This window comes from Pseudomonas sp. T1.Ur, from assembly GCF_023516725.1.
Taxonomy (GTDB): Bacteria; Pseudomonadota; Gammaproteobacteria; order Pseudomonadales; family Pseudomonadaceae; genus Aquipseudomonas; species Aquipseudomonas alvandae.
This window is the reverse complement of the sequence record NZ_JAMGSN010000001.1, coordinates 1803370-1824401: the sequence shown is the minus strand read 5'-3', so window position 1 is coordinate 1824401 and position 21032 is coordinate 1803370. Positions and strand designations below refer to the sequence as shown.

The following is a 21032-nucleotide window of genomic DNA, read 5'->3' as shown; positions in this document are numbered from 1 at the left end:
GTATTGGCGCCTGGAGACTGTAGGAGCTGCCGAGCGAAGCGAGGCTGCGATCTTTTCGGTCTCCATTGAGTCCCAACGAAGGATCAACTTCAAAAGATCGCAGCCTTCGGCAGCTCCTACAGGAACAATGAGGGAGTCGCCTGCGCCCCCGGGTATTCGTTGAACGGCTGGCGGTTGATATCGAGGGAGCGGCACACCATCGCCACCGATTTGTAGTACCCGCAGAGAAGACGCAAGTTCTGACTGAAATCTTGCATCGACTGGGGTGAATTGGAACTCGCCATTAAAAGTATTCCTAACGCCACAATTGAACACGCTGGACTTATCGTCTCTTTGGATCACGGTCAGAAATCTGCAGCGCCAACCCGTGACCGACGTGCGCATTAAGCCCGACCATAGCGCCTGGGTGGGGGAATATTCAACAAGGACACATCATGCATTCGTTGGCCGTGCGTGCTCTCCCGCTGGGCGGCCGTTCAAACATCCAGCACCCGCGTTTCATTGATCCGTTCATAAACGCCGGGGGATGCCCGGCGTTCATGGGCCATGACCGCCCGGCTTTGACGGTCATGGCGCAGCATCGCAACCACTCGGTCACGATGTACGCCGCATCACCAGGGCGCCAGCTTCAGTTTCTCCGGCATCTTGCGTATCTGACCGTCTCCGTGGCTTCGCGCAATCGGATCTCCATCCCCGTCGAAGGCTTGCACGGCCAGTACCGCCGCCACCGGGTCCACGTCGATCCGGCAGAAGTTGTCATCCTGGGAGAAACCCCACGCCCTGTAGTGCAAGGTGCCTTGGGCCGGGCTGATGGCGAAGCCGTCCTGGGTATTCGCCGCGCGTGAATCGTGGACGTAGCCAGCGGGGTCGCCATCGGCAAAAGCAAACGGCCAATAAAATGCGGAAGAGACAATGGAGTAAGACTTGAGCGCCGCGGCGGGAGCCGAGAACTCCAGTTGCGCCACGCTGGAGCAATGGATGTCACCGGAGAGGAAAATCACGTTCTGCACGTTCCCGTCCACCATTGTTTGCAGAATCCGCCGACGCGTGTTGGGGAAACACGGCCACGAATCATCCTTCTCCTTGTGTTCATCGCTGAGCAAGGTATCCACCCCGTTTGGCAGGAAGACGCTGGAAGTTACGATGAACTTCGGCACGTTGCCGCGGGTTTGCTGCATGTGCATCAGCCACGCGCAGACCCGGTCCAACTGGCTCGGCTCGTTGGGATCAAGCGAGGGCCGGCCCAGCAGGTGATTGTCGGCCAACCCCGGCAGGTCGGCGAGAAAACGCTGGGTGCGGGTGTCGAGCACAAAGAACGGGTAGCCGGCGCAAACGAAGTCGTAGAACAGGTTCAGCGTGCGCATCCGCTTGAGCGAGGCTGGCGCCCCGTACGCCGGATCATTGACGTAGCTGTCGATGAAACGCGGGCCGTGGCTCCACTGGTAACTCATGTAGGCACCAATGGCCAGGTTGAAGAGTATCCGTTTGCTGTTGCTCTGGTGCAGGCGATCCTGTGACCAGTTGTCCTCGATTTCGTGGTCATCCAGGATCATGTAGGTCGGCACGCGACTCAACAACTTGCGCATGTTCCGCGACCCGAACGCAATATGGTAGCGCTCCTGGAACTCTTCGTAGGTATCCGCCAGGCCGATGGGCACCATGCGATTGAACATGTCCGCATAGATCTGATCCCCGGCCATGAGTGACAAGTTGACCGGCCTATCCTCGTGCTGCTTGAGCATGGGCCGAAAGATGCGGTCGGCTTCCTTGCGCTTCCATAGCAAACCTGGATAACGGCACGAGCCCAGCAGAAAACTGAGTGGGGATGCGGCTTGTCCTGGTGCTGGCTGCGTGGTGAACGTGGCTTCGGCAAACGCTTCGCCCAAACCATCTTCGAGATTCAACTTGTCCGCCCATACGGACGGGGCTGGGAGCTTGGACGCAATCTCCTCGCTGGTTACATTGCTGTCATTGGGATAAGCGTCATCCTGATTCAGCGACGCCATGCGCACGGTGTAGGTGGTGGCGGGATCGAGCGTGTAAGGCTGCAGCTTCTTTTCCTCTGCCGCATCTTTCCAGAGGGACTTGTCCACACCGAGATTCAACGTGCCGGTACGGTCGTATTCGCGGGGCAGGCGAAAATAGAAGATATCGCCCGGTTTAACCTTGCCGTTTTTTCCTACGACACCGAGTACTCCAATGGAGCGGACCTCTTCATCGAGTTCTTTTCGATCGAGGCAATCCGAGGCGGCCATCCACAGCCGGCACGAACGATGGGTAGTGTGTCCCACGATGGGACCGAGTGCGGGCGCGCGAAGCGTACTCATGCAGGGGCATCCTTCCAGGCTGGTTTGTGCAACGGTTCCGTCCACATCCGAGCCAGCCATTGCGAAGAAAGCGCAGAGGGGCATCGAGGACCGGGTTCAGTTCCTGATCTCTGGCTTGAGATTGAACAACACCTCCTTGCTATCCTCAGTGGTTAAGGCCGATGACGCTCGACAAGGGACACCGCTCGAATTTCCCTCCCCGCCATCCGCTGCTTCGGTCATGGCTATTCGTCGCGTAATGCCACTTCGCTCAGCGGGAACGGCATGACCATCCGGATGTCCTTGAATCCGGTACTGATACGGGTGAGCATCTGGTGTTCTTTCTGGGCTCTGAGCAGCCGCGGCGGCCTGCCCAGGTCATTGTCAAAGAAATCTTCCCAATGGCCGATGAGTAGCTTGCGCGGATGCAGATAGCGCAGCAGTGCGTCAGGATATTGCGAGACTTGAGAAGTCGACGCTGCACACATGATCATCACGTCTACATCCTTGCCATCCGCAATCAAGGGCGGGAAACCGAATGGCGGATTGCTCGCAGAGTCCTGGTAATGAATACGGTAGGCAGGCCTGCCTGCGTCATCGAGCAGGTCAATCAGAAACGCCAGGGTGGTGCCCTCTTTCCAGTTGCGGACATACACAGGCAGCGCCTTCAAGTCTTCGTAATAACTGCCCTCGAGCAAATCCACCCCTGCAAAGTGGGGAGCATGCTGGCTCTGGATCGCCATGAAACGCACGCGGCCCACCTTGGTCCACTGGTCCGGATTGGCCTGGTAGCACTGGGGCGTAGTGCAGCGCACGCGATACATCCTTTGCTCCACGTTGATGAACCTGTGCTTGAGGTGCAACTCCGGCACGGCGAGGATGTGGCCGGCCGTTCTGTTGCCGTAGGCGATCGCGTCAGGCGCGTAGCGCTGCATGATCAATGGAACATCGAGCAGGTGGTCATAATGCGCATGGCCAATCAGGATGACTTTGACGTTCTTCACGTCCGGCAGGTAATCGGCGATACGCTGCTCGTTCGCGTGAACGAAGATCGGCGGCATGCTCGGATTGCTGAAGGATGGTGCGAGTAACAGACCTTCGCCGTGCCAGTCGAGCAGCCAGCCGCCTACGCCGAGGTAGGTGATCTTCGGCCCGTTCAGATTGTGTTCGTCGGTGGTGGGTTCTGCACGACAGTCGCTTCCTGGGGAAGGATCCTTGGCGCAACCCACCAGGCCGGGAGTGAGATCCTTGGCGCAACCCACCAGACACAGCAGCATCAGCACAATGACCAGACGCATCGCCAATCCTCCCCGGCCAAACTTAAAGCTCCACTTCAGCCATTACACGCTAGTTTAGTTTCCGCGGCACCGCTATATCGCGCTGGCTTTTAAAAAGAAATAACGCACCCCATTGAAATAGCGTTATTGCAAAACTCAAAAAAACGCCACAGTTATTCAACCTGCCAACAACTGCAACTGGACACTTAAATAACCTACTGCTAACGTCCGTCTTAATCAGCCCATCCTCCTTCAAAACAAACTGTCCAACTTCGATGTGCGACACCTGTTCGCGACATAATAATGGGACCGGTGTTACGCCCATGTAACAGATTTATAATCTCGCTTTCATTTCGGAAGGATCCCAGAACATGCCCGTGCGCCCTGAAACCGATCATCTCGCAGACTCGATCAATCGAGCCAAGCTTCTGTTGGCATTCGCTACGCAAACTGGAATCCCCATTGCCGACGCTGACTTGAAAGCGGTCATTGCTGCAGAGCAGGCGCTCGAAACGGGCGAATTGAAGCTTGACCAAGAAGTGGCATTTTGGACGTCACTGTCGAAGTTGGCCGTCGCTGTACGGCCAGTGACCATTGCCAGCATTCAAGACACAAGGCTGGTTACCGGTAGTCCATTGATTGGTTTGTTTACCAATCGGGCCAGCAAATATGTCGCATGGGGGTCGATGGCCACTTTGCTGATAATACTGTGCGCACAAATTCAGGCGGTGCAGCTCTCCTCTCGCATTCAAGGTTTTGATGACCTGGTCGAGAAGAACAAGACCTCCGTAGATACCGTATGGAAACGCTGGGCGGAGAGTCGGAATGCGACGCTGGTTATAAAATCATTGGACCCTGACACCCACTTGCCCCTTATAGTCGAAGCCATGGGCAAACAAACCGCCGCCTACTCTGCCTTTGTAGCAGCCTATGAACAAAATCGCGCGATACAGTCGGCACGCGCTTCTGCCGCCAACTTGCTGAACTATTCCAGGACATTCTGGATGGTTACATTCTTTGATGAACCGACCATTACGACAAAATCTTCTGCGAAAGATATGGCCCCCCCTATGGAGTCATCCGAGCGTCCGACATTGTCCCTGGGCGAGTCCGTTGATGAATACCGTCCTCGCCAACAGGCCCAAAACCAATACGACATTCTCTATCGCCTGCTCTTGCCAGCGTTGTACGGGTTGCTGGGTAGCTGCGTGTTTGTGTTGCGCTCCGTCAGTTCACAATTGGAGACCTTCACGTTCACCAGGACACGGCGCCTGCTTGGGTCCGCGCGATTGGCCCTCGGACCGATCCTGGGCGTCGCGTCGCTGGTGTTGTTAACCCCTTCGAAGACGGACGCCTTGAGCAATTTACCCCAGATCGGGATCGCGCTGATTGCCGGATATTCGGTGGACTTGGTATTGAACTTCATGGATAGGATCACGAGTGCGTTCGGACAGCCCTCTTCAACACAACCGCCCTCAGGCAAGCCTTAGGCTCTGCATGGCTACCGAACCTGAACTTTCATTTTTATTACCCGTAGCCCCAGCAAAGTCAGCGCGGCAAAACCGGCTCCCATCAGGAAGGTAGCCTGGTAACCCACCGAATCCCACAGAATGCCCGCGGTGACGCTCGCCATCAGCAAGGTCAATCCAGTCAACAGATTGAACACGCCAAATGCCGTGCCACGCAGCTCAATAGGCGCGCAATCGGCGATCAAGGCAGCGAATATTCCCTGGGTAAACCCCATATGCAGTCCCCATAGAACCACTCCAGCGGCGAGGCCGGTAATGCCCGGAACGAATGCCAGCGTCAGGTCGGCGATGATCAGCAATATCAGCCCTGTGCCGAGCACCGACAGGCGGTTGATACGATCAGACAGTGCGCCAGCTGGATAGGCTGACAGCGAGTACGCCACGGCCATCAAGACCAGCACTGCAGGCGCCCACATCGGTGCCAGTCCAACGGCATGGCCACGCAGGATAAGGAAGGCTTCGCTGAAACGTGCCAGGGTGAACACCGCAGCTACACCCACCACCCACCAATAGCCAGCGCCCAGTCGTGCCAACTCCCGTCGGCTCAAGGGCACACGCACCCGTTGCGCTCCTGGCGCCTGTACGGGCTCATGGACAAACAAAAGCAACACCGCGACGGCAAGGAAGGCAGGGATGACGGCCACCCAAAAAACCGTCTGGAAGTGGTTCGCCGTCAGCCACATCAAGCCAATCGCAAGCAGCGGCCCCAGGAATGCACCCACGGTATCCAGCGTCTGGCGCAGGCCGAAAGCTGCCCCCCTTATCGCTGGCGGAGTGATATCGGCGACTAACGCATCGCGCGGGGCGCCGCGAATCCCTTTGCCAATACGATCGATAAAGCGGGCGCCGGTCAGCCAGTCCAGCGAGCCGGCCAAGGGAAAGATCGGTTTCGACAGCGCCCCCAATCCGTAACCCAGCGCCGCAAGCAGTTTGCGCTTGCCCAATCGATCACTGAGAGCCCCGGAGAATACCTTGGTGATCGAGGCTGTAGCCTCGGCGATTCCTTCGATGAGACCCACCGCCAGGACTGACGTACCCAGTACCGTCACCATGTAGAGCGGCAACAAGGCATGGATCATCTCCGAGGAGATATCCATCAACATCGAGACGAAGCCCAGTGCCCAGATACCGCCTGGCATGGTGCGCCAGGCATTGCCGGTCGAAGCCTTGGGGATTGGCGCAGTCGTTGGAATACCGCCCGGCCTGTCAGTGGTTTTCATCATAAGCCTCGGAAAACGCCCTGGAGCGTTGGGTCAGACGGGGCGGTATTCGACGGTCAGATGGCTGACTTCGTGAACCGGCTTGAGGCGTTCCCGAATGCTATCGGCGTCTACCGTGTTGTCACCCATTACGCTGACAATGGCCGCATGGGCTTGCGGTCCAATCTGCCACACGTGCAAGTCCGTAATGGTGGCATCCCCGTTTTTCTCTACCCGCTCGCGGATTTCCTCGGCAATGTGGGCATCTGTCTGGTCCAGCAATACAGCCGCGGTGACGCCCATCAATGACCATGCCCAACGCGCGATAACGAGGGCGCCGACGATGCCCATGACCGGGTCCAGCCACACCCAACCGAGATAGCGCCCGGCGAGCAGCGCAACGATGGCCAGCACCGACGTCAAAGCGTCTGCGATGACATGGAAGTAGGCCGATTTCAGATTATTGTCGTGCCCGTGGTGGTGATGGTCATGATCACTGTGATCGTGCCCATGGCTATGTCCATGGCCCAGCAGCAGTGCGCTGATGATGTTGACGATCAAACCGACAATCGCAATGAGCGTCGCAGAGCCGAACTGGACGTCTGTTGGCTGCAAGAGCCGCATGACAGACTCAACGCCAATCCCCAGGGAGACCATGCCGAGTATCAACGCCGAGGCAAACCCGCCCAAGTCGCCAACCTTCCCGGTACCGAAACTGTAACGCTGACTGGACGCGTGGCGTTTTGCATATCCATAAGCGGCGGCCGCGATGCCCAATGCGCCGGCATGGGTTGCCATATGAAAACCATCAGCCAATAAGGCCATCGACCCTGTGATATAGCCGGCAATGATTTCGCCAATCATCATCACGACGGTCAGTGCCACGACCCAAAGCGTACGCTTGGCGTTTTCGTCGTGTGCCGAGCCGAGGAACATGTGGTGGTGGGTGTAGTTGAGGTGGGAGCCGCTCATGGGGGTGTACCTGGATGCGTTCATTTGGAATAACGGCGAATGGCTTCGAGCAGCTCTTCGACGCCTTTGTTGCGCTGTGCTTCGCTGAGCGCAGGATTCGCGACATGCTCCCGTGCGTGGTCTTCGATGATTTCTTCCATCAGACCGTTGAGGGCGCCACGCGTGGCGGCCACGAGGTGAAGTGTCTTGGCGCAATCGAGATCCGACTCCAAGGCCCGCTCAACGGCCTGGATTTGTCCGGCGATACGTTTCACGCGCTTGAGAAGATCGTCTTTGTTTGCTGCGATGTGACCCATTGGATACCTCTACTATGCGTTGCACACGATAGGTATACCCCCTACCCCTATTCGCCGACAAGCTAAAAGCGCCTTGACAGGCCCAAATGCGCGAATAGTGCAAGCGCTTACGTTACACTCGCCACCCTAAGCATCGGCCAGGGAGGCAAGCATGAGCGTTCGCGGCAAAGACCGACAAATCGACAATATCGAGCTTAATGTAGGCGACATCGCCCGTAGCAAAGCCTTCTACGGCAGCGCATTCGGTTGGACCTTCGTCGACTATGGCCCCACCTACACTGAATTCACTGACGGCCGCCTCACCGGTGGTTTCACTACAGGCGAGCCCGTTCGACCGGGTGGGCCTTTAATCATTTTGTACGCCGACAACCTCGCTGAAACACAACGGCGGCTCATAGCCCTGGGCGCTGTTTTAACCCGGGAGGTATTTTCTTTCCCGGGCGGCAGCAGGTTCCACTTCACGGATCCAGATGGCTATGAACTGGCCGTGTGGACCGAGCAGTAATAAACAAACCCTTCAAAGGAGTTGAATTGCCATGACCCCATTGGATAACGCTTTTCACAGCCTCCACCAGAATGGACTTCTGGTCCTGGCCAATGTGGCCGACGCGGGCGGTGCGCGCATCGTCGAACGCCTGGGCGGCAAGGCCGTAGCCACCAGCAGCGCGGCCATGGCCTGGTCCCACGGGTACCAGGATGGCAACCAGCTGCCTCTCGACCTGCTGAGTACCACCGTCAAGTCGATGGCGAGGGTGCTCAGCGTACCGCTTACGGTGGATATCGAGGGCGGCTACTCGGATGATCTGAAGCAGGTCGCCCAGGTGATCAATGCCGTCATTGCCGCCGGAGCGGTCGGGATCAATATCGAAGACGGCCTGGGTTCGCCAGAGCTGCTAGTTCGCAAGGTTGACGTGGCGAGGACGGTGGCAGACCAGGCGGGCATCAAGCTGTTCATCAATGTACGGACCGACGTTTACCTCAAGAACCTTTTCCCCGCCGAACAGCGTCTGGAAGAACTCCTGAAACGCGCCACACTGTATGCCAGCGCCGGGGCGGATGGACTCTTTGCCGCCGGCGTGGTCGATGCGGGCGAAATCGCCACCGTCTGCCGGGAAACCAGGCTGCCAGTGAACCTGCTGTCCCGGGACGGATTGCCCTCCCCCGACGAACTGAAGCGCCTGGGTGTCCGACGACTCAGTGCAGGCTCCAGCATCGCCGAATTTCTGCATGGCGCCATGGGCACCTTGGTCAGCAGCTTCCTCGACAATGGCCAACTCGACACCAACGCCTTGAAAGGCCATACATACGGCGAACTGAACGCGTTGATGGCGGCGAAAACCGAGTGACGTCATGGCCCCGAACGGGGCCGAACACCATTGATGCCATGGACATGCCTATACGCCAGGGACTTCCATATTTATCTTCCGCCAGAAGGCCTCAGAGAAGCTGTAAGCCGAGAAAGCAATCAATCCGAAGGCCATTATCATCAAGACCATCCACCCAGCTGGTAAATTCTGGAGCGCCTCAAGGGCTTCCTTCATACCGGGTGGATCCATGGCTTGATAGGCAGAGCCACTAACGGCCAACAGCAATGCGATCTCTATGAAGACGACGCCACGTGCAATCAGGCCAAACCGAGACACTGGGCGGACGTACCGCATGACGTCTTCGTCGGCCTCGAAATACTTCTCAAACGATGCCTTCCATCCCTTGATTATGTGAGCGATTCCAACGCCTAGCGGAATGAGAGCAATCAGATACACCAATAAGTTGGAATGCTGCCAGGACAATAGATGTGCCAGCCAATCTGTGGTGTGTTCCCCTGAGTTGCCCGAACTGCCTATTCCGCTTACAAGTAGGCCTAGCGCAAAAAATGCCAGAGCACCATTGACCAAACCTCCCGCAAACAGACCGGTGCGAATTATCAGACCCTTGAGATTCTTGCCGTGATGGTCGACATCACGCGTAGCTTGCAGAACACGCCATGCCGCAAACGCGAGCAGACCCGCCACGACGATTCCCACTAAAAAATAGCCAAACGGCTGGCCTAATAAGGCTTCCAGGCTTTTTTGGCTGTCTTTCGGTTTTGTCGAATCTTGTGCCGCAAGCAATGCGAAGATACCGACGATCAAGTAAATCACGCCTCGAGCGGCGTACCCTCCGCGTGCAAGGACGACAAGGCTATGGTGCGCTGACATGGGCTGCTTTCCCGAAAGTGATACAGGAACAGACTCGTCTGGTTGGAAGGGGTTCTATCGATAAACTCAAGGCCACAGCCCTGACCGACGCAGGGTCACTCATTGATCACGGAGGCGACAGGCCGCTCCCGGCCAAGAGCCGACCGACGGCAAGATTAGCTCCTGTGAAAGTCGGCCGGTATTAGTCCACGATCTTTTAAACCGGTAAAGACCATCAATCGTTTCAGTTGGACGGCAAATGTAGCAATTAGCTACTATGCCACCGCATTCATAAATGCGACTCCGCTTCAATCGCTGAACAAGACCTGCCCTGCTCCAAGCTGACGGCTCGAAGTGGTATCGGCTCCATCAATTCAAAAACCAATTTTCTGCCTATCCACGAATGCGACAAGGACTGTTCAATGCACCACGACAAGGACGACCCTAAGGGCTACTACGCAGTCTTGGGTCTAACATCGATCGTCAGCGCCGAGCAGATCAAAACGGCATACCGCAGACGTGCCATGGAGTTGCACCCTGACCGCAACCCTGGCAACAACACGACCCAGCAATTTCAGTTTTTAAATGAGGCGTACGCAGTGCTTTCGGACCCGGCTTCCAAGGCCGACTACGATCAGATCACTCGTAGCAGCGCCGCAGAACCCGAGACGTCCAAAGTACCAGATCCCATCGTGTGCTCCGTCTGCGCCAAGGTATCAGCCCAGCCACGGGTAGTGGTGTTCCGTTCGGTGAAGAGCTTCCTCTTACTCACAATTCGTAAACCCATCGTTGGCGTGTATTGCAGTCCCTGCGCACAAAAGCAGTCTCTCAAGGCGTCAGCAACCAGTTGGCTGCTTGGATGGTGGGGATTTCCATGGGGCCCGCTGTATACGGTCCAAGCATTGGTCACCAACATGTTCGGTGGATCACATCCACCGCTGGAGAACGCCAGAATGTTGGGCTACCAAGCTTATTATTTCTACTCAACCGGTCGTCCAGACCTAGCGCAGTCAATCGCCCAAAACGCGATAGCGTACTGCAAGAAGATCCCTAAGACGGTTGGCCGCACCGAGGCAGGGATTAACGAAAAAGATAGCCTGACCAGCAACCTTGAAGCCTTCATAGATGAACTTGGCGGCGACAGAGACAATCGTTTGAAGACCAGTTGGGGTTTCATTCACAGCCGATTTTTCATCCATCTCGGCGCTATCGCTACAGTGGCTGCGGTGATCACTATCACGGTAATGAATACGTCCGGAACGCATTATTCCGCTCCGCGCGGTCCGGTTCCGTATTCCGCTCAGGCCGTTCCATCGGTTACAGCTTCTAACGGCTCAGGCACCAACGCAGCTCAACGCCCTATAAGCGTTGCAATTCAGCGCGAGGCGACCGCGAAGAACCCGGCCTACGTGAGGCCAAAAAACGCGCCCAATGGCCGCCCATGGCCTCGTACTGCAGGTTACCTAGTAGATGAGCCACAAACGCACAAAGCCGGCCATTCAGAGGTAACCATCGACAATGGGCAGAACAACTCAGACGTGTTTCTAAAACTCGTCTCCCTACAAGGCAAGGTAGCCAGGCCGGCAAGGCAGATTTACATTCCTGCGCGAAGCCGCTTCACCATCAAAAATCTCACTGCAGGTGCTTATGACATTCGGTATCGCGACCTGACATCTGGTGGCCTTTCACGCTCCGAATCAATGACGCTCACTGAAACCACCACCAGCCGGAACATCCGATACAGCGCAGTCACGCTCACCCTCTACAAAGTTGCTAACGGCAACACTGCGACATACAGACTTTCAGAGGATGAGTTCTAGATAGGTCTGGAATAAGTGCAAGATACGGCCATCCGGTTCAACATCAATTGGCGCGTGCTGTGCGCCTCGCCTGATTACTTGGCGCGATACGGTGAGTCCCAGACGCCTGCTGATCTGGATCAAACCAAGCTCATCGTGCTGGTGACTTTCGCAGGCCCATTGAACACCTTTTACTTTGTGGTGGACGGCCAGGAGCGGAACCACACCGTCCCCATGAGCCAGGCGTGGGAAACCAAAGATGGCGCACTTGAGCGTGCATGAGCGTTGGCCGAGCATGGCATGGCATCGCACGCAAGACCTTTTGAGACGCAGCGGCCGATATCCGTGCCGGAAGGCTGAACGTCCTGTTGCCGGAGTTTTGTGTTCGTGAGGCCGACGTTTAAGCAGTGCTTCACGGCAATCGTTACCGGGTTGCGGAACCTTCAAGATCAATGGTCTCAACGTTTTAGAGCAAACGAGTTACCTCGCTGTTTTGTACGGAACCTTGAACGGAGGTCCGATGCGGCCACCTTGAAGCCGAAGTCCGCTTGGGGTCGATTTCTGCTGTAGCCACCGTCAGCTATTGGCCGATAGCAGCTTTCATGACCAAACGCTTCCAGCCAGAATCGTCCCATTGCAGTTCACCCGCAAAAGTGGCCTCCCCCCTTGGCTCATCAAGCTTTTAACAAACATCAACTCACATCGAACGCTTCTCCACCCAACGCCGATACTGACGCGTGCGAAATGCCAGGGTGAGCTGCTGCAGGATCAGCGCGCGCAACGGCGACACGCTCGGATCGGGCTGCTTGGCCCGACTCAGTTTGTGCAATTGAAACTTCACCACCGCCATGTTCGCCAAGGCCGCAAGGGTCTTGTTTTTCCAAGTGATCGGCGGCAATTGCGGGGCGTTGTCTTTGCCCTGCAGCCAATCACGCGGCAGGTGAGGATCGATGGCCAACGCCGTACCGATGCCCACCATGTCCACGCCGCTTTGCACGACGCTTTCGGCAACCGGACGTCGACGTATGCCACCGGTGACCATCACGGGCATTTTGGCGACGGTCTGGATCTCACGGGCAAACTCGAGGAAATAAGCCTCGCGGGCCAAGGTACGCCCATCACGCGCCTCCCCCTGCATGGCGGGGACTTCGTAACTGCCGCCCGATAATTCACCAGGTCCACCCCCAGGTCGTTGAGCAGCCCAACCACCCTTTTAGCGTCATCGGCCGTGAACCCGCCGCGCTGGAAATCGGCGGAATTGAGTTTGACTGCTACTGCGAATCCCGCCGAAACCACAGCCCTGACCGCCTTGACGACTTCGAGCAACAACCGCGCCCGGTTTTCCAGAGAGCCGCCCCACTCGTCCGTCCTTTGATTGGTCAGCGGCGAAAGGAACTGACTCAACAAATAACCATGGGCGGCGTGGATTTCCACGCCGGTGAATTCGGCTTGTTCGCCAAGGCGTGCAGTGTTCGCAAAGCGGTGGATGACCTCTTCAATCAAACCAGCGGGCATGGCGTGAGGCGTGGCGAAACGCTTGGACATGTTGCCCAGTGCCAACGGCACGGCTGACGGCGCCCAGGTTTTTTGCCCAAGGTTGGCCTGCATCTGCCGACCCGGGTGGTTGATCTGCAACCAGAACTGCGCACCGCCGGATCGGCCGATACGCGCCCAGTGCTAGAACTTGTCCAGCGACTGATCATCCTGCAACACCACGCCACCCGGTCCGGTCATGACGCGGCCGTCGACCATCACTCATAACACCCCCTGAAAAATCCGTTGCCCTTGAAGTCGACTTTAAGCCTAAAGCCAACCTCAAGGTCAAGCCGCTGCGATGCGAGGTGGTGACCCGACCTCCCCTCCAATCAACTGTGGGAGCGAGCCTGCTCGCGAAGACGCCGGCACATTCAATGTTGATGCAAGCCGCCCCACCGCTATCGCCAGCTAGCGCCCACAGGGGCGCATCAGTGACCGAAAAACTTCGACCAGAAGCAATCAATGCCCGGCTGTCTCACCTTTGCGATATTCACTGAAGCTCGCTGCATTTTTCTCAAGCGGTAATGCAAGGCCATTCGCAATGTAGGTGACCGTACGGTAAAAACCCGCGAGCATCAGGATCTCCAGGATCTGATCGTCATCGAAGTGTTTTCTGAGGCTCAAGAATGCTTCATCGCTTAACGTCGCTCGATCATGAAGCGCATCGACGGCGGTCAGTAGAGCGGCCTCTTCCTCCTTCCACTGCCCTGGGCGAAGGGGATATTCCAACGTGCCGGCAATCTCTTCCTTGGAGAGCCCGGCGGCCTGCGCGAAGGCCATCACATGCACCCCCCACTCGTACTCGCAACCTGTGCGAGCACACACCCTATCGATGACCAGTTCTCTTTGGCGAAGTGTCAGCAACGCGCCATCGAGCAGCGAACCTGCCTTGAATTTCCGCCACGCGCGATCGCTGCTTGCGATGGTCGAGAATAGAACGAGTGGCGATACTCCTACGCCCATTATCTTGTCGAAATCCGCCCTGACATCGGCTGGGTAGGGTTCATTGAGTGCTTTGATTCGTGGCATCGCGTATTCTCCGCTATCAAATGTGTAGCAAGAATAGTCGCTACTGAATGTGTAGCAAACAAGGGCAATAACGATGGGTGATAATCAGGGGTGCGCTTCATCAATACGCAGGGGACGCCGGCCAATCATGGCGCTCCTGGACTTACTCGGACAAAAATGGGCGCTGAGGGTCCTGTGGGAACTGCGCGATGGCGCGATGAGTTCCAGGGCGTTGAGAAGTGCGGCGGGAGACATCTCTCCCACCGTGCTGCAAAGCAGAATCCACGAGCTGCGCGACGCGGGCATTGTCGAGCGAGTCGACGGCGGCTACAGCCTCACGCCACTTGGCTTGGAGCTATCGGAAGCATTCATGCCCCTCTACCGGTTTGCGGGCAAATGGGCGGACTGCCTGGAAACTCGACTCATCGAACAGCCCGGTTCGTTGCATCAATGAGCTCTGCCTTACCGCCAGCAAGCGAAGGCGCTGAAGCAGCCACTTTATCGTGCGGGAATCCAAGGGGAATGGCGCTGGCAGCGTCCAGCTGTGCCAGTTGATCCGCCGTCAGCTGAACCTCGACGGACGCCAGGTTATCGGCCATCTGCTCCGGTGTGCGTGGGCCAATGATGGGCAGTGTTCCCTTGGCCAGCACCCAGGCGATTGCGATCTGACCCGGTGTGTGGCCGGTCTCTTCGGCGATCGCCAACACGGCATCCACTGTCGAGGTCTTGCGCTCGCTGTCCTCGTCGTGGATCACCGCCCCCAAACCCTGAGCGCGACCTGTTTCCCCTTTGCGGTATTTACCGGTAAGCAAACCACCGCCGAGCGGTGACCATGCGACGGTTCCGAGATTGAATGCCGCGGCCATCGGCAGGAGTTCGCGTTCGGCCGAGCGCTCCACCAGGCTGTGCTCCAATTGCAATGCCGATATCGCCGACCAGCCTCGAAGATCGGCCAGGGTGGCGGCCGTTGCCACACGCCAAGCCGGGAAGTTCGACAGTCCGCTATAGAGCACTTTGCCCGAGCGGATCAGGTCGTCCAGCCCCCGCACAATTTCGTCGATAGGCGTTACGCCATCAGGCATATGCACCCACAAAAGATCAATGTGATCCGTCTTGAGGCGCTTGAGGCTGGCTTCCACCGAGCTGCGCATGGCTTTGCGGCTGTTGCCGGCGCGCAGGACGCCGGCACCGGGTGAATCACCCAGCGAGAATTTGGTCGCCAGCACCACTTCATCGCGCTCAGTCGCCATGAAATCGCCGAGCATGGATTCCGATTGGCCAAATTGATATTGATCGGCCGTATCGATGAAATTGCCCCCTGCTTCACGGTAACCGTCGTAGATTTTACGGGCCTCGTCCACCTCGGCCCCGTAACCCCATCCTTTACCGAAATTGCCAGTACCCAGCGCGAGCGAAGAGACCCGCAGGCCGGTATTGCCGAAAATGCGATAACGCATGGCGGACTCCTTCAAGGCAGGAGGCTTCGGCGACCTGCGCAGGGTTGAGAGTGAATGAGTGCGCATGGAGTCTAGACGGCTTATTGAGGACTTGCTGCGATGGGCTGGCTACTGGTAGTGAATGGCTACAATCGGCCAGAAGCCGTCGTTCCGAGTAGGTACATGACCCGCCGTCTTATTAGCGGCAAAACACTTCATAAGGTGTACTGCGCGCACCATGCGACAGCCCCACACTTGCTGCGGTGCAACAGCCCCCTTACACGACAGCGCCTTTTCTCTTGAGTTTGATGCCGGCCTTCGATTAGATATGAGGCGTAAACGTTGTGACGTGAACAGCACCATCAAACACAAGGGAATAGCACTAAATGGCCAGGATAGAACCCGTTTTCGGCAGCGTCAGCAGCGAAATCGAAAACCCATACCAACCGGGCGACGCCCAACTGATTGACGACGAGGTTGTCACGTTTTCGAATCCCAAGATTTTGGGTTTTTCCGGGCGTATTTCTCTGGCGCGCTTCTGGCTGATTCATGTGCCCTTGGTGCTGGTTCTTCCGTGCATTTTGCTGTTGTTCTTTATGGTGGGGTTGCGCCATCAACTGGTGGTTTTGCTGATAGTCGGTGTCACCGTTGTCGTTCCTGCCATCCTGCTCAACCTGTCTCTACTGATACGCAGGGCACGTGATCTAGGCTGGAGTCCGATATGGGGAATTCTCTTCGTATTCCCTGTTATCGGCTTTGTGATAACGCTTCCGCTCATGATGCTTCCGGGGCGTAAAGCGATTAATAAATACGGCCCGCCCAATCCACCTCTCTCGACGTTGGTAAAGCTACTGACAGCGCTGTTGGTGGTGCTGACGCTTGTAACTTCAACCGTGCTAGTTGCGTATTTTCCTCAATACCACCCACAGGCACTCTACGAGTGGTTCTTTAATGCATTGGTTCAGGCATAACGTTAGCGTACGCGAAGTCCATGCTTCGCCTCATTTGCCACAAAGAAGAAATACACAGCTCCCCAAAGGTATATCCACTTTCTGTACGTTATCCGCGATGGAAAACGGATCGTGTAGACGTTGCCTGCCTCTACGAATCCAAATTCGATTTTGAAAAGTTGTTTCGATTCTGCTCCCCTTGGGTGTTTCGATGACGAGTAATGTTTGCGATCTTACCGGATACGGAAAGTCATGAGGGATGCCGGGGCAAATCACGCAACCTATGTCTTTTACCTCAAAAATCTCTTCGATTACGCAGATAAGGTGCATGCTATGGAGGGCCTACGTCGGAGATACCACTATTCTAACCTATCCTTTGCCTAGCCAATTTGGGACTGTTAACTGCTCTAAACGTCCGCTCTTGGTCGAAAGCGGGCTGTCGACATGAATACCGACATTTTCTCAGGCACAAAAAAGCCACTCGTCTGAGTGGCTTTTTTCTGAATCCTGGAGCGGGAAACGAAACTCGTATCTAGTGTCCGACTCGTTGAAATCTAAGGGGTTTCTTTTCTTGCCGGAGCAGGAAAAGACTTGATTCTGGACTTGTTTCTAGAGCACATCAAGCGGTCATGGTGCCAGTGTGAGGCATGCTTTCGCACCACGGACCTGCCGCCGATGATCCGGGCTGCCCGTATCCTCGGCGATTGACTTTATTGCCCGTTTTTAACCCGACTCCAGATACGCGTGCGCAGCCGGTCGGTCTCCAGCGGCATCGCTTCCAGCACGAAGAGTTTCTTCATCACGCTTTCAGGCGGGTACACCATCGGGTCGTTGAGAATGGCCTTGTCGACCATGCCCTCAGCGGCAGCGTTGCCGTTGGCATAGTGCACGTGGTTGCTGATGTCAGCCATGACGCTGGGGTCCAGCAGGTAGTTCAGAAACGCGTAACCGGCCGCTTCATTCGGAGCATCGGCAGGCATGGCGACCATGTCGAACCACATGGGTGAGCCTTCCTTGGGAATGGCGTAAGCAATCTGCTGGCCGTTCCCGGCCTCATTGGCTCTGGCGGCCGCCTGCATCACGTCGCCAGAAAACCCCACGACCAGACACACATCGCCCGTTGCGAGATCGCTGGTGTACTTGGAGTTGTGGAAGTAATTCACATAGGGCCGCACTTTGAGTAGCAGGGCCTGGGCCTTGTCGTAGTCGGCCTTGTCCTTGCTGTGATGCGCAAGCCCCAGATAGTTCAAGGCGATTGGAAGGATCTCGGGGCCGTTGTCGAGCATGGCTACACCGCATCGGGCGAGTTTCTTCATGTTCTCGGGCTTGAAGACGATGTCCCACGAGTCTATCGGCACATCGCCCAAGACTGCCTTGACCTTGGCGACGTTGTAGCCGATGCCGGTGCTGCCCCACAGGTAGGGGAAACCGTATCGGTTGCCCGGATCGTTGGCCTCCAGAACTTTCATCAGCGTCGGGTTGAGGTTCTGCCAGTTCGGAAGTTTGCTGCGGTCCAGCGGTTTCAGCGCACCGGCCTTGATCTGCCGGGCCATGAAGTGGTTAGAGGGAAACACCACGTCATACCCGGAACGGCCGGCCATCAGTTTGGCGTCGAGGACCTCGTTGCTGTCGTACACGTCATACTGAGTCGGGTGCCCGGTATGGGTGGTAAAGTTTTGCAGGGTATCGGGGGCGATGTAGCTGCTCCAGTTGTAGATCCTGACGGTGTCTGCCGCCTGAGCGGTAGACGCGATCAACAGTAGCGGAACGATCGATTTCAACATACGAGACCTCAACCTTTGTTCTAAGCGTTATGGATGAAGGCAGTTCAGAAAATCAGCACGTAGCTTTTGCGAACGGTTTCTTGTATGTCCCAGACTCCCGTCGTGTTCGCAGGCAACATCAACGCATCACCGGCCTGGATGTGGAGGGCCTCACCGCCGTCCGGGGTGAAGGTGCAACGCCCCTGAATGAAATGGCAGAACTCCTGTTGCACAATCTGGCGCCGCCAGCGTCCGGGGGTGCATTCCCACACGCCAGCCTCGACGCCGTCATCGCGCTCAACGCTTGTCGTGGCGACCTGTGAAATCGGCTCGCCCAGCGGCATGCCGACAGCGCCCGACTCCCCGAGAGACAAGCGTGGGGTGTCGCGAAAATGATCGATCTTCATGCGAACGGCTCCTTGGACTTCATCAGACGTTCCATGCAACCAGCCAGGCCCTCAGCCATCTGGCGGCGCCAGCGCGGCGCATGGAGGTTGGCCAATATCCGATCTTCATGAACAAAGCTCTGGATAATGGCGTTGTAACCCAGCCAGCGCAGGGGCTCTGGCTCCCAGCGTGGCAACGAGGCCAGCGGACGGTCGCCCAACACCCAAGGCTGGCGGGTCAGTTCGTTGTCCTGACCGAGAATCAGCGCCGCCACCGTGCGGCCCCCCAGGTTGCTGGCGCCTACGCCTTCGCCGCCATAGCCACCGGCGAGTGCGATTTTCTGCCGGCGGTCGGCCAGCATGTGCGGGTGAAAATGCCGGGCGACACCCAGGTTGCCGCCCCAGGCGTGAGTCAGGCGAACATTGCGCAAAACCGGGAATAGTTCGCTAAACAGGTACTGGCGCAACTCACGTTCGGCCTGACTGAGGTTGAAGTCACTGCGCAGGCGACCTCCAAAGCGATAGCCACCGCGGGCACCAAATACCAAGCGGTCATCGCGGCTGCGCTGACCGTAGGTGACTTGTCGACTGTTTTCGCTGAAAGCCTGGCCACGGTTGAGTCCGATTTCGGCCCATATATCGGTCGGGAGCGGCTCAGTCGCAACGATCAGGCTCTGCGCGGCCAGTTGATATTTGTTCAACGGGGGCAAGGCACTGGCATACCCCTCGACTGCCGGAACCACCCAATCGGCGCTCACCCGACCGTGCTCGGTTCGAACTTGGCCTGCCGTCCAGTCGAGCACAGCGCTTTGCTCGAAAATGCGCACACCCATGCGTTCCACGACTTCAGCTAACCCCCGTACCAACCGGGCAGGTTGAAGGGTCGCGCAGTGAGGTGAATACAGGGCGCCGTACGCCTGGGCCACATTCAATTGTTCGCGCAAGGCCTGAGGGCTCAGCCAGCGATAATCATCTTCACCCAGGCCTTGCGCACGGGCGGCAGCGAGTTGTTCGCGCAGGCGCCGTTCTTGCTCGGGATACCGCGCCGCGCAGTACAGCACGCCACCTTTACGCAGCTCGCAGTCGATGCTTTCGACGTGGCACACCCGCGCCACTTCATCGGGAATTCCGTGCAGCAGTTGATATCCTGCATGACGTTGCGCGGCAGGCAAGGGCCCCAGGAGTCGGTCTTCGCCGAGCAGATTACCCATCAACCAGCCGCCATTGCGACCGGAGGCGCCGAAACCGGCAATCTGTGCTTCAACTATGACGATGTCCAAGTGCGGTGCTTGCTGCTTGAGGTAATAGGCCGTCCAAAGACCGCTGTAGCCGGCACCGATGATCACCACATCGGCTTGCAGATCCTGATGCAACGCCGGACGCGGCGTCAGCGCCTCGTCGATTTGCTCCATCCACAAACTCACACCACCCCAACCAGCCATCACCTGCTCCGTCGTTTGATTGCCGACAGAGCTTAATGCGCAGCGAAGGGGCCTGTGTTATCTGCGGGTACGCGCGCAATTGGCCTTCAACCAGGCTTTAGGTGTACAGCCGGTATGGCAGCGGAAAGCCTTGTAGAACGCCGAGGTGGAATTGAATCCGGCAGCCACCGCGAGGGCATCGATGGGTGCGTTTTCGTCGTAACTGGCGAGGCGTTCAAGGAGGTAGGCCAAGCGAGCCTGAGTCACGTAGCGATAGAAGCTTTGCCCGAGCACTTGATTCAATAAGTAAGACAACTGATTACGGCTGTACCCGGTGGCGCTGGCGATCCGTGCAAGATCCAGGTCAGGGTCCAGGAATGGCTGCTGGCGGGCAAAGTAATCGGCCAAGTCTCGCGCCATGAAACTCAACTGGCGCGCCGAGAGCCCTAGCTTACTGATGGCGGGGGCGCGACGCCCGGCGTGCGGCTCGCCGTCGCGCACGAGTGACGCGTATTCGTTGACACGCAGGATCTGCCCCTCACATACGGTGATCGCTTCGCTGGTGCGAAAAACCACCCGCTCGCCACTGCCCTTCAGAGCGGTCTGGTACTGGATGAATGCCGTGCAGCCGTCCGCGCGGATGCGGTCATTGTGCTCAAGATATTCATCGGGATGGCGCGGCAATGTGCCGGTGATGTAGGCGCGCAGCTCGGTCAGGCCCATGCTGCGGTTCTGGAAAAAATCGTTGTATTGCACTTGCGGGTGATAGAGCGCAAGTATCGCCTCCAGGTCGCGGTGCTTCCAGGCCATGTGATAGCGCAGCACCACCTCGAGGGTGAGCTTTGTCTGTTCGGCGGTATCTGACGGGACGAGGAGCATGGGTTGACGGGCCTTATGACTGGGCGGCACCAGTCTAGTCCTTGAGTGGTTGAGCGAACAAATACAGGCACGCCCAGGTGCACATGATTGAGCGAGCG

General features: G+C 57.3%; 20 protein-coding genes and 1 pseudogene. 7 read left to right on the top strand and 14 right to left on the bottom strand.

Features of this window, described 5'->3' with window-relative positions; genetic code table 11:
• Positions 1-116: 116 nt before the first annotated feature.
• The 3 genes from M8Q45_RS08505 to M8Q45_RS08495 form a co-directional block, all read right to left on the bottom strand.
• Complete coding sequence (locus M8Q45_RS08505; RefSeq protein ID WP_249874304.1) at positions 117-284, bottom strand: hypothetical protein; 168 nt, start codon at positions 282-284, stop codon at positions 117-119.
• A 327-nt stretch (positions 285-611) separates the two neighbouring features.
• Positions 612-2327, bottom strand: coding sequence for an alkaline phosphatase D family protein (locus M8Q45_RS08500; RefSeq protein WP_249874303.1), 1716 nt, complete (start codon positions 2325-2327; stop codon positions 612-614).
• 224 nt (positions 2328-2551) lie between these two features.
• Positions 2552-3604 carry an MBL fold metallo-hydrolase gene (locus M8Q45_RS08495; RefSeq protein WP_249874302.1) on the bottom strand — a complete coding sequence of 351 codons (1053 nt, stop codon included), beginning with the start codon at positions 3602-3604 and terminating at the stop codon, positions 2552-2554.
• Between the two features lie 350 nt (positions 3605-3954).
• Between M8Q45_RS08495 and M8Q45_RS08490 the strand changes: the two genes are divergently transcribed.
• Complete coding sequence (locus M8Q45_RS08490; protein ID WP_249874301.1) at positions 3955-5073, top strand: hypothetical protein; 1119 nt, start codon at positions 3955-3957, stop codon at positions 5071-5073.
• Positions 5074-5084: 11 nt separating this feature from the next.
• Here the strand turns inward: M8Q45_RS08490 and M8Q45_RS08485 are convergent, their stop codons facing one another.
• Genes M8Q45_RS08485 through M8Q45_RS08475 form a run of 3 tightly spaced genes read right to left on the bottom strand, consistent with a single transcriptional unit; the run spans position 5085 to position 7579 of the window.
• The gene (locus tag M8Q45_RS08485; RefSeq protein ID WP_502940247.1) at positions 5085-6332 is read right to left on the bottom strand and encodes an MFS transporter; all 1248 of its coding nucleotides are present in this window, start codon (positions 6330-6332) and stop codon (positions 5085-5087) included.
• Between the two features lie 33 nt (positions 6333-6365).
• Entirely contained in the window at positions 6366-7283 is a 918-nt protein-coding gene (dmeF, locus tag M8Q45_RS08480; protein ID WP_249874300.1) for a CDF family Co(II)/Ni(II) efflux transporter DmeF, read from the bottom strand.
• 20 nt (positions 7284-7303) lie between these two features.
• Entirely contained in the window at positions 7304-7579 is a 276-nt protein-coding gene (locus M8Q45_RS08475; RefSeq protein WP_030141796.1) for a metal/formaldehyde-sensitive transcriptional repressor, read from the bottom strand.
• Positions 7580-7730: 151 nt separating this feature from the next.
• Between M8Q45_RS08475 and M8Q45_RS08470 the strand changes: the two genes are divergently transcribed.
• A complete protein-coding gene (locus M8Q45_RS08470; RefSeq protein WP_249874299.1) occupies positions 7731-8084 on the top strand; it encodes a VOC family protein in 354 nt (117 codons plus the stop codon).
• Positions 8085-8115: 31 nt separating this feature from the next.
• Complete coding sequence (locus M8Q45_RS08465; RefSeq protein WP_249874298.1) at positions 8116-8925, top strand: isocitrate lyase/PEP mutase family protein; 810 nt, start codon at positions 8116-8118, stop codon at positions 8923-8925.
• Positions 8926-8973: 48 nt separating this feature from the next.
• Here the strand turns inward: M8Q45_RS08465 and M8Q45_RS08460 are convergent, their stop codons facing one another.
• Positions 8974-9777 carry a DUF1206 domain-containing protein gene (locus tag M8Q45_RS08460; RefSeq protein ID WP_249874297.1) on the bottom strand — a complete coding sequence of 268 codons (804 nt, stop codon included), beginning with the start codon at positions 9775-9777 and terminating at the stop codon, positions 8974-8976.
• A 401-nt stretch (positions 9778-10178) separates the two neighbouring features.
• On the opposite strand from M8Q45_RS08460, the gene M8Q45_RS08455 reads away from it, so the two are divergent.
• Positions 10179-11576: a J domain-containing protein gene (locus M8Q45_RS08455; protein ID WP_249874296.1), complete on the top strand. Its 1398-nt coding sequence runs from the start codon at positions 10179-10181 to the stop codon at positions 11574-11576.
• A gap of 15 nt (positions 11577-11591) precedes the next feature.
• Positions 11592-11837, top strand: a complete 246-nt coding sequence (locus M8Q45_RS08450) for a type 2 periplasmic-binding domain-containing protein (protein WP_249874295.1) — start codon at positions 11592-11594, stop codon at positions 11835-11837.
• 415 nt (positions 11838-12252) lie between these two features.
• On the opposite strand, the pseudogene M8Q45_RS08445 reads toward M8Q45_RS08450, so the two are convergent.
• Together M8Q45_RS08445 and M8Q45_RS08440 are read right to left on the bottom strand one after the other, a co-directional pair.
• A pseudogene (locus tag M8Q45_RS08445) lies at positions 12253-13310 on the bottom strand (NADH:flavin oxidoreductase/NADH oxidase family protein); the annotation flags it as partial.
• Between the two features lie 240 nt (positions 13311-13550).
• Entirely contained in the window at positions 13551-14120 is a 570-nt protein-coding gene (locus M8Q45_RS08440; RefSeq protein WP_249874294.1) for a carboxymuconolactone decarboxylase family protein, read from the bottom strand.
• 127 nt (positions 14121-14247) lie between these two features.
• Between M8Q45_RS08440 and M8Q45_RS08435 the strand changes: the two genes are divergently transcribed.
• Positions 14248-14553 carry a winged helix-turn-helix transcriptional regulator gene (locus M8Q45_RS08435; protein ID WP_249874293.1) on the top strand — a complete coding sequence of 102 codons (306 nt, stop codon included), beginning with the start codon at positions 14248-14250 and terminating at the stop codon, positions 14551-14553.
• Here the strand turns inward: M8Q45_RS08435 and M8Q45_RS08430 are convergent.
• Positions 14522-15556, bottom strand: coding sequence for an aldo/keto reductase (locus M8Q45_RS08430; protein ID WP_249874292.1), 1035 nt, complete (start codon positions 15554-15556; stop codon positions 14522-14524). The two genes, M8Q45_RS08435 and M8Q45_RS08430, sit on opposite strands and share 32 nt — an antisense overlap.
• 365 nt (positions 15557-15921) lie before the next feature.
• Here M8Q45_RS08430 and M8Q45_RS08425 point away from each other — a divergent pair, with 365 nt between their 5' ends.
• A complete protein-coding gene (locus M8Q45_RS08425) occupies positions 15922-16506 on the top strand; it encodes a DUF805 domain-containing protein (RefSeq protein ID WP_030141950.1) in 585 nt (194 codons plus the stop codon).
• A gap of 689 nt (positions 16507-17195) precedes the next feature.
• Here the strand turns inward: M8Q45_RS08425 and M8Q45_RS08420 are convergent.
• The 4 genes from M8Q45_RS08420 to M8Q45_RS08405 are packed head-to-tail and all read right to left on the bottom strand — an operon-like array spanning position 17196 to position 20934.
• Positions 17196-18269: a polyamine ABC transporter substrate-binding protein gene (locus M8Q45_RS08420; protein ID WP_249874291.1), complete on the bottom strand. Its 1074-nt coding sequence runs from the start codon at positions 18267-18269 to the stop codon at positions 17196-17198.
• A 44-nt stretch (positions 18270-18313) separates the two neighbouring features.
• Positions 18314-18655 carry a cupin domain-containing protein gene (locus M8Q45_RS08415; protein WP_249874290.1) on the bottom strand — a complete coding sequence of 114 codons (342 nt, stop codon included), beginning with the start codon at positions 18653-18655 and terminating at the stop codon, positions 18314-18316.
• Entirely contained in the window at positions 18652-20076 is a 1425-nt protein-coding gene (locus tag M8Q45_RS08410) for an NAD(P)/FAD-dependent oxidoreductase (RefSeq protein ID WP_249874289.1), read from the bottom strand. The genes M8Q45_RS08415 and M8Q45_RS08410 overlap by 4 nt, the downstream gene beginning before the upstream one ends.
• Before the next feature lie 57 nt (positions 20077-20133).
• Positions 20134-20934 carry a helix-turn-helix domain-containing protein gene (locus M8Q45_RS08405; protein ID WP_249877294.1) on the bottom strand — a complete coding sequence of 267 codons (801 nt, stop codon included), beginning with the start codon at positions 20932-20934 and terminating at the stop codon, positions 20134-20136.
• Between the last annotated feature and the right edge of the window lie 98 nt (positions 20935-21032).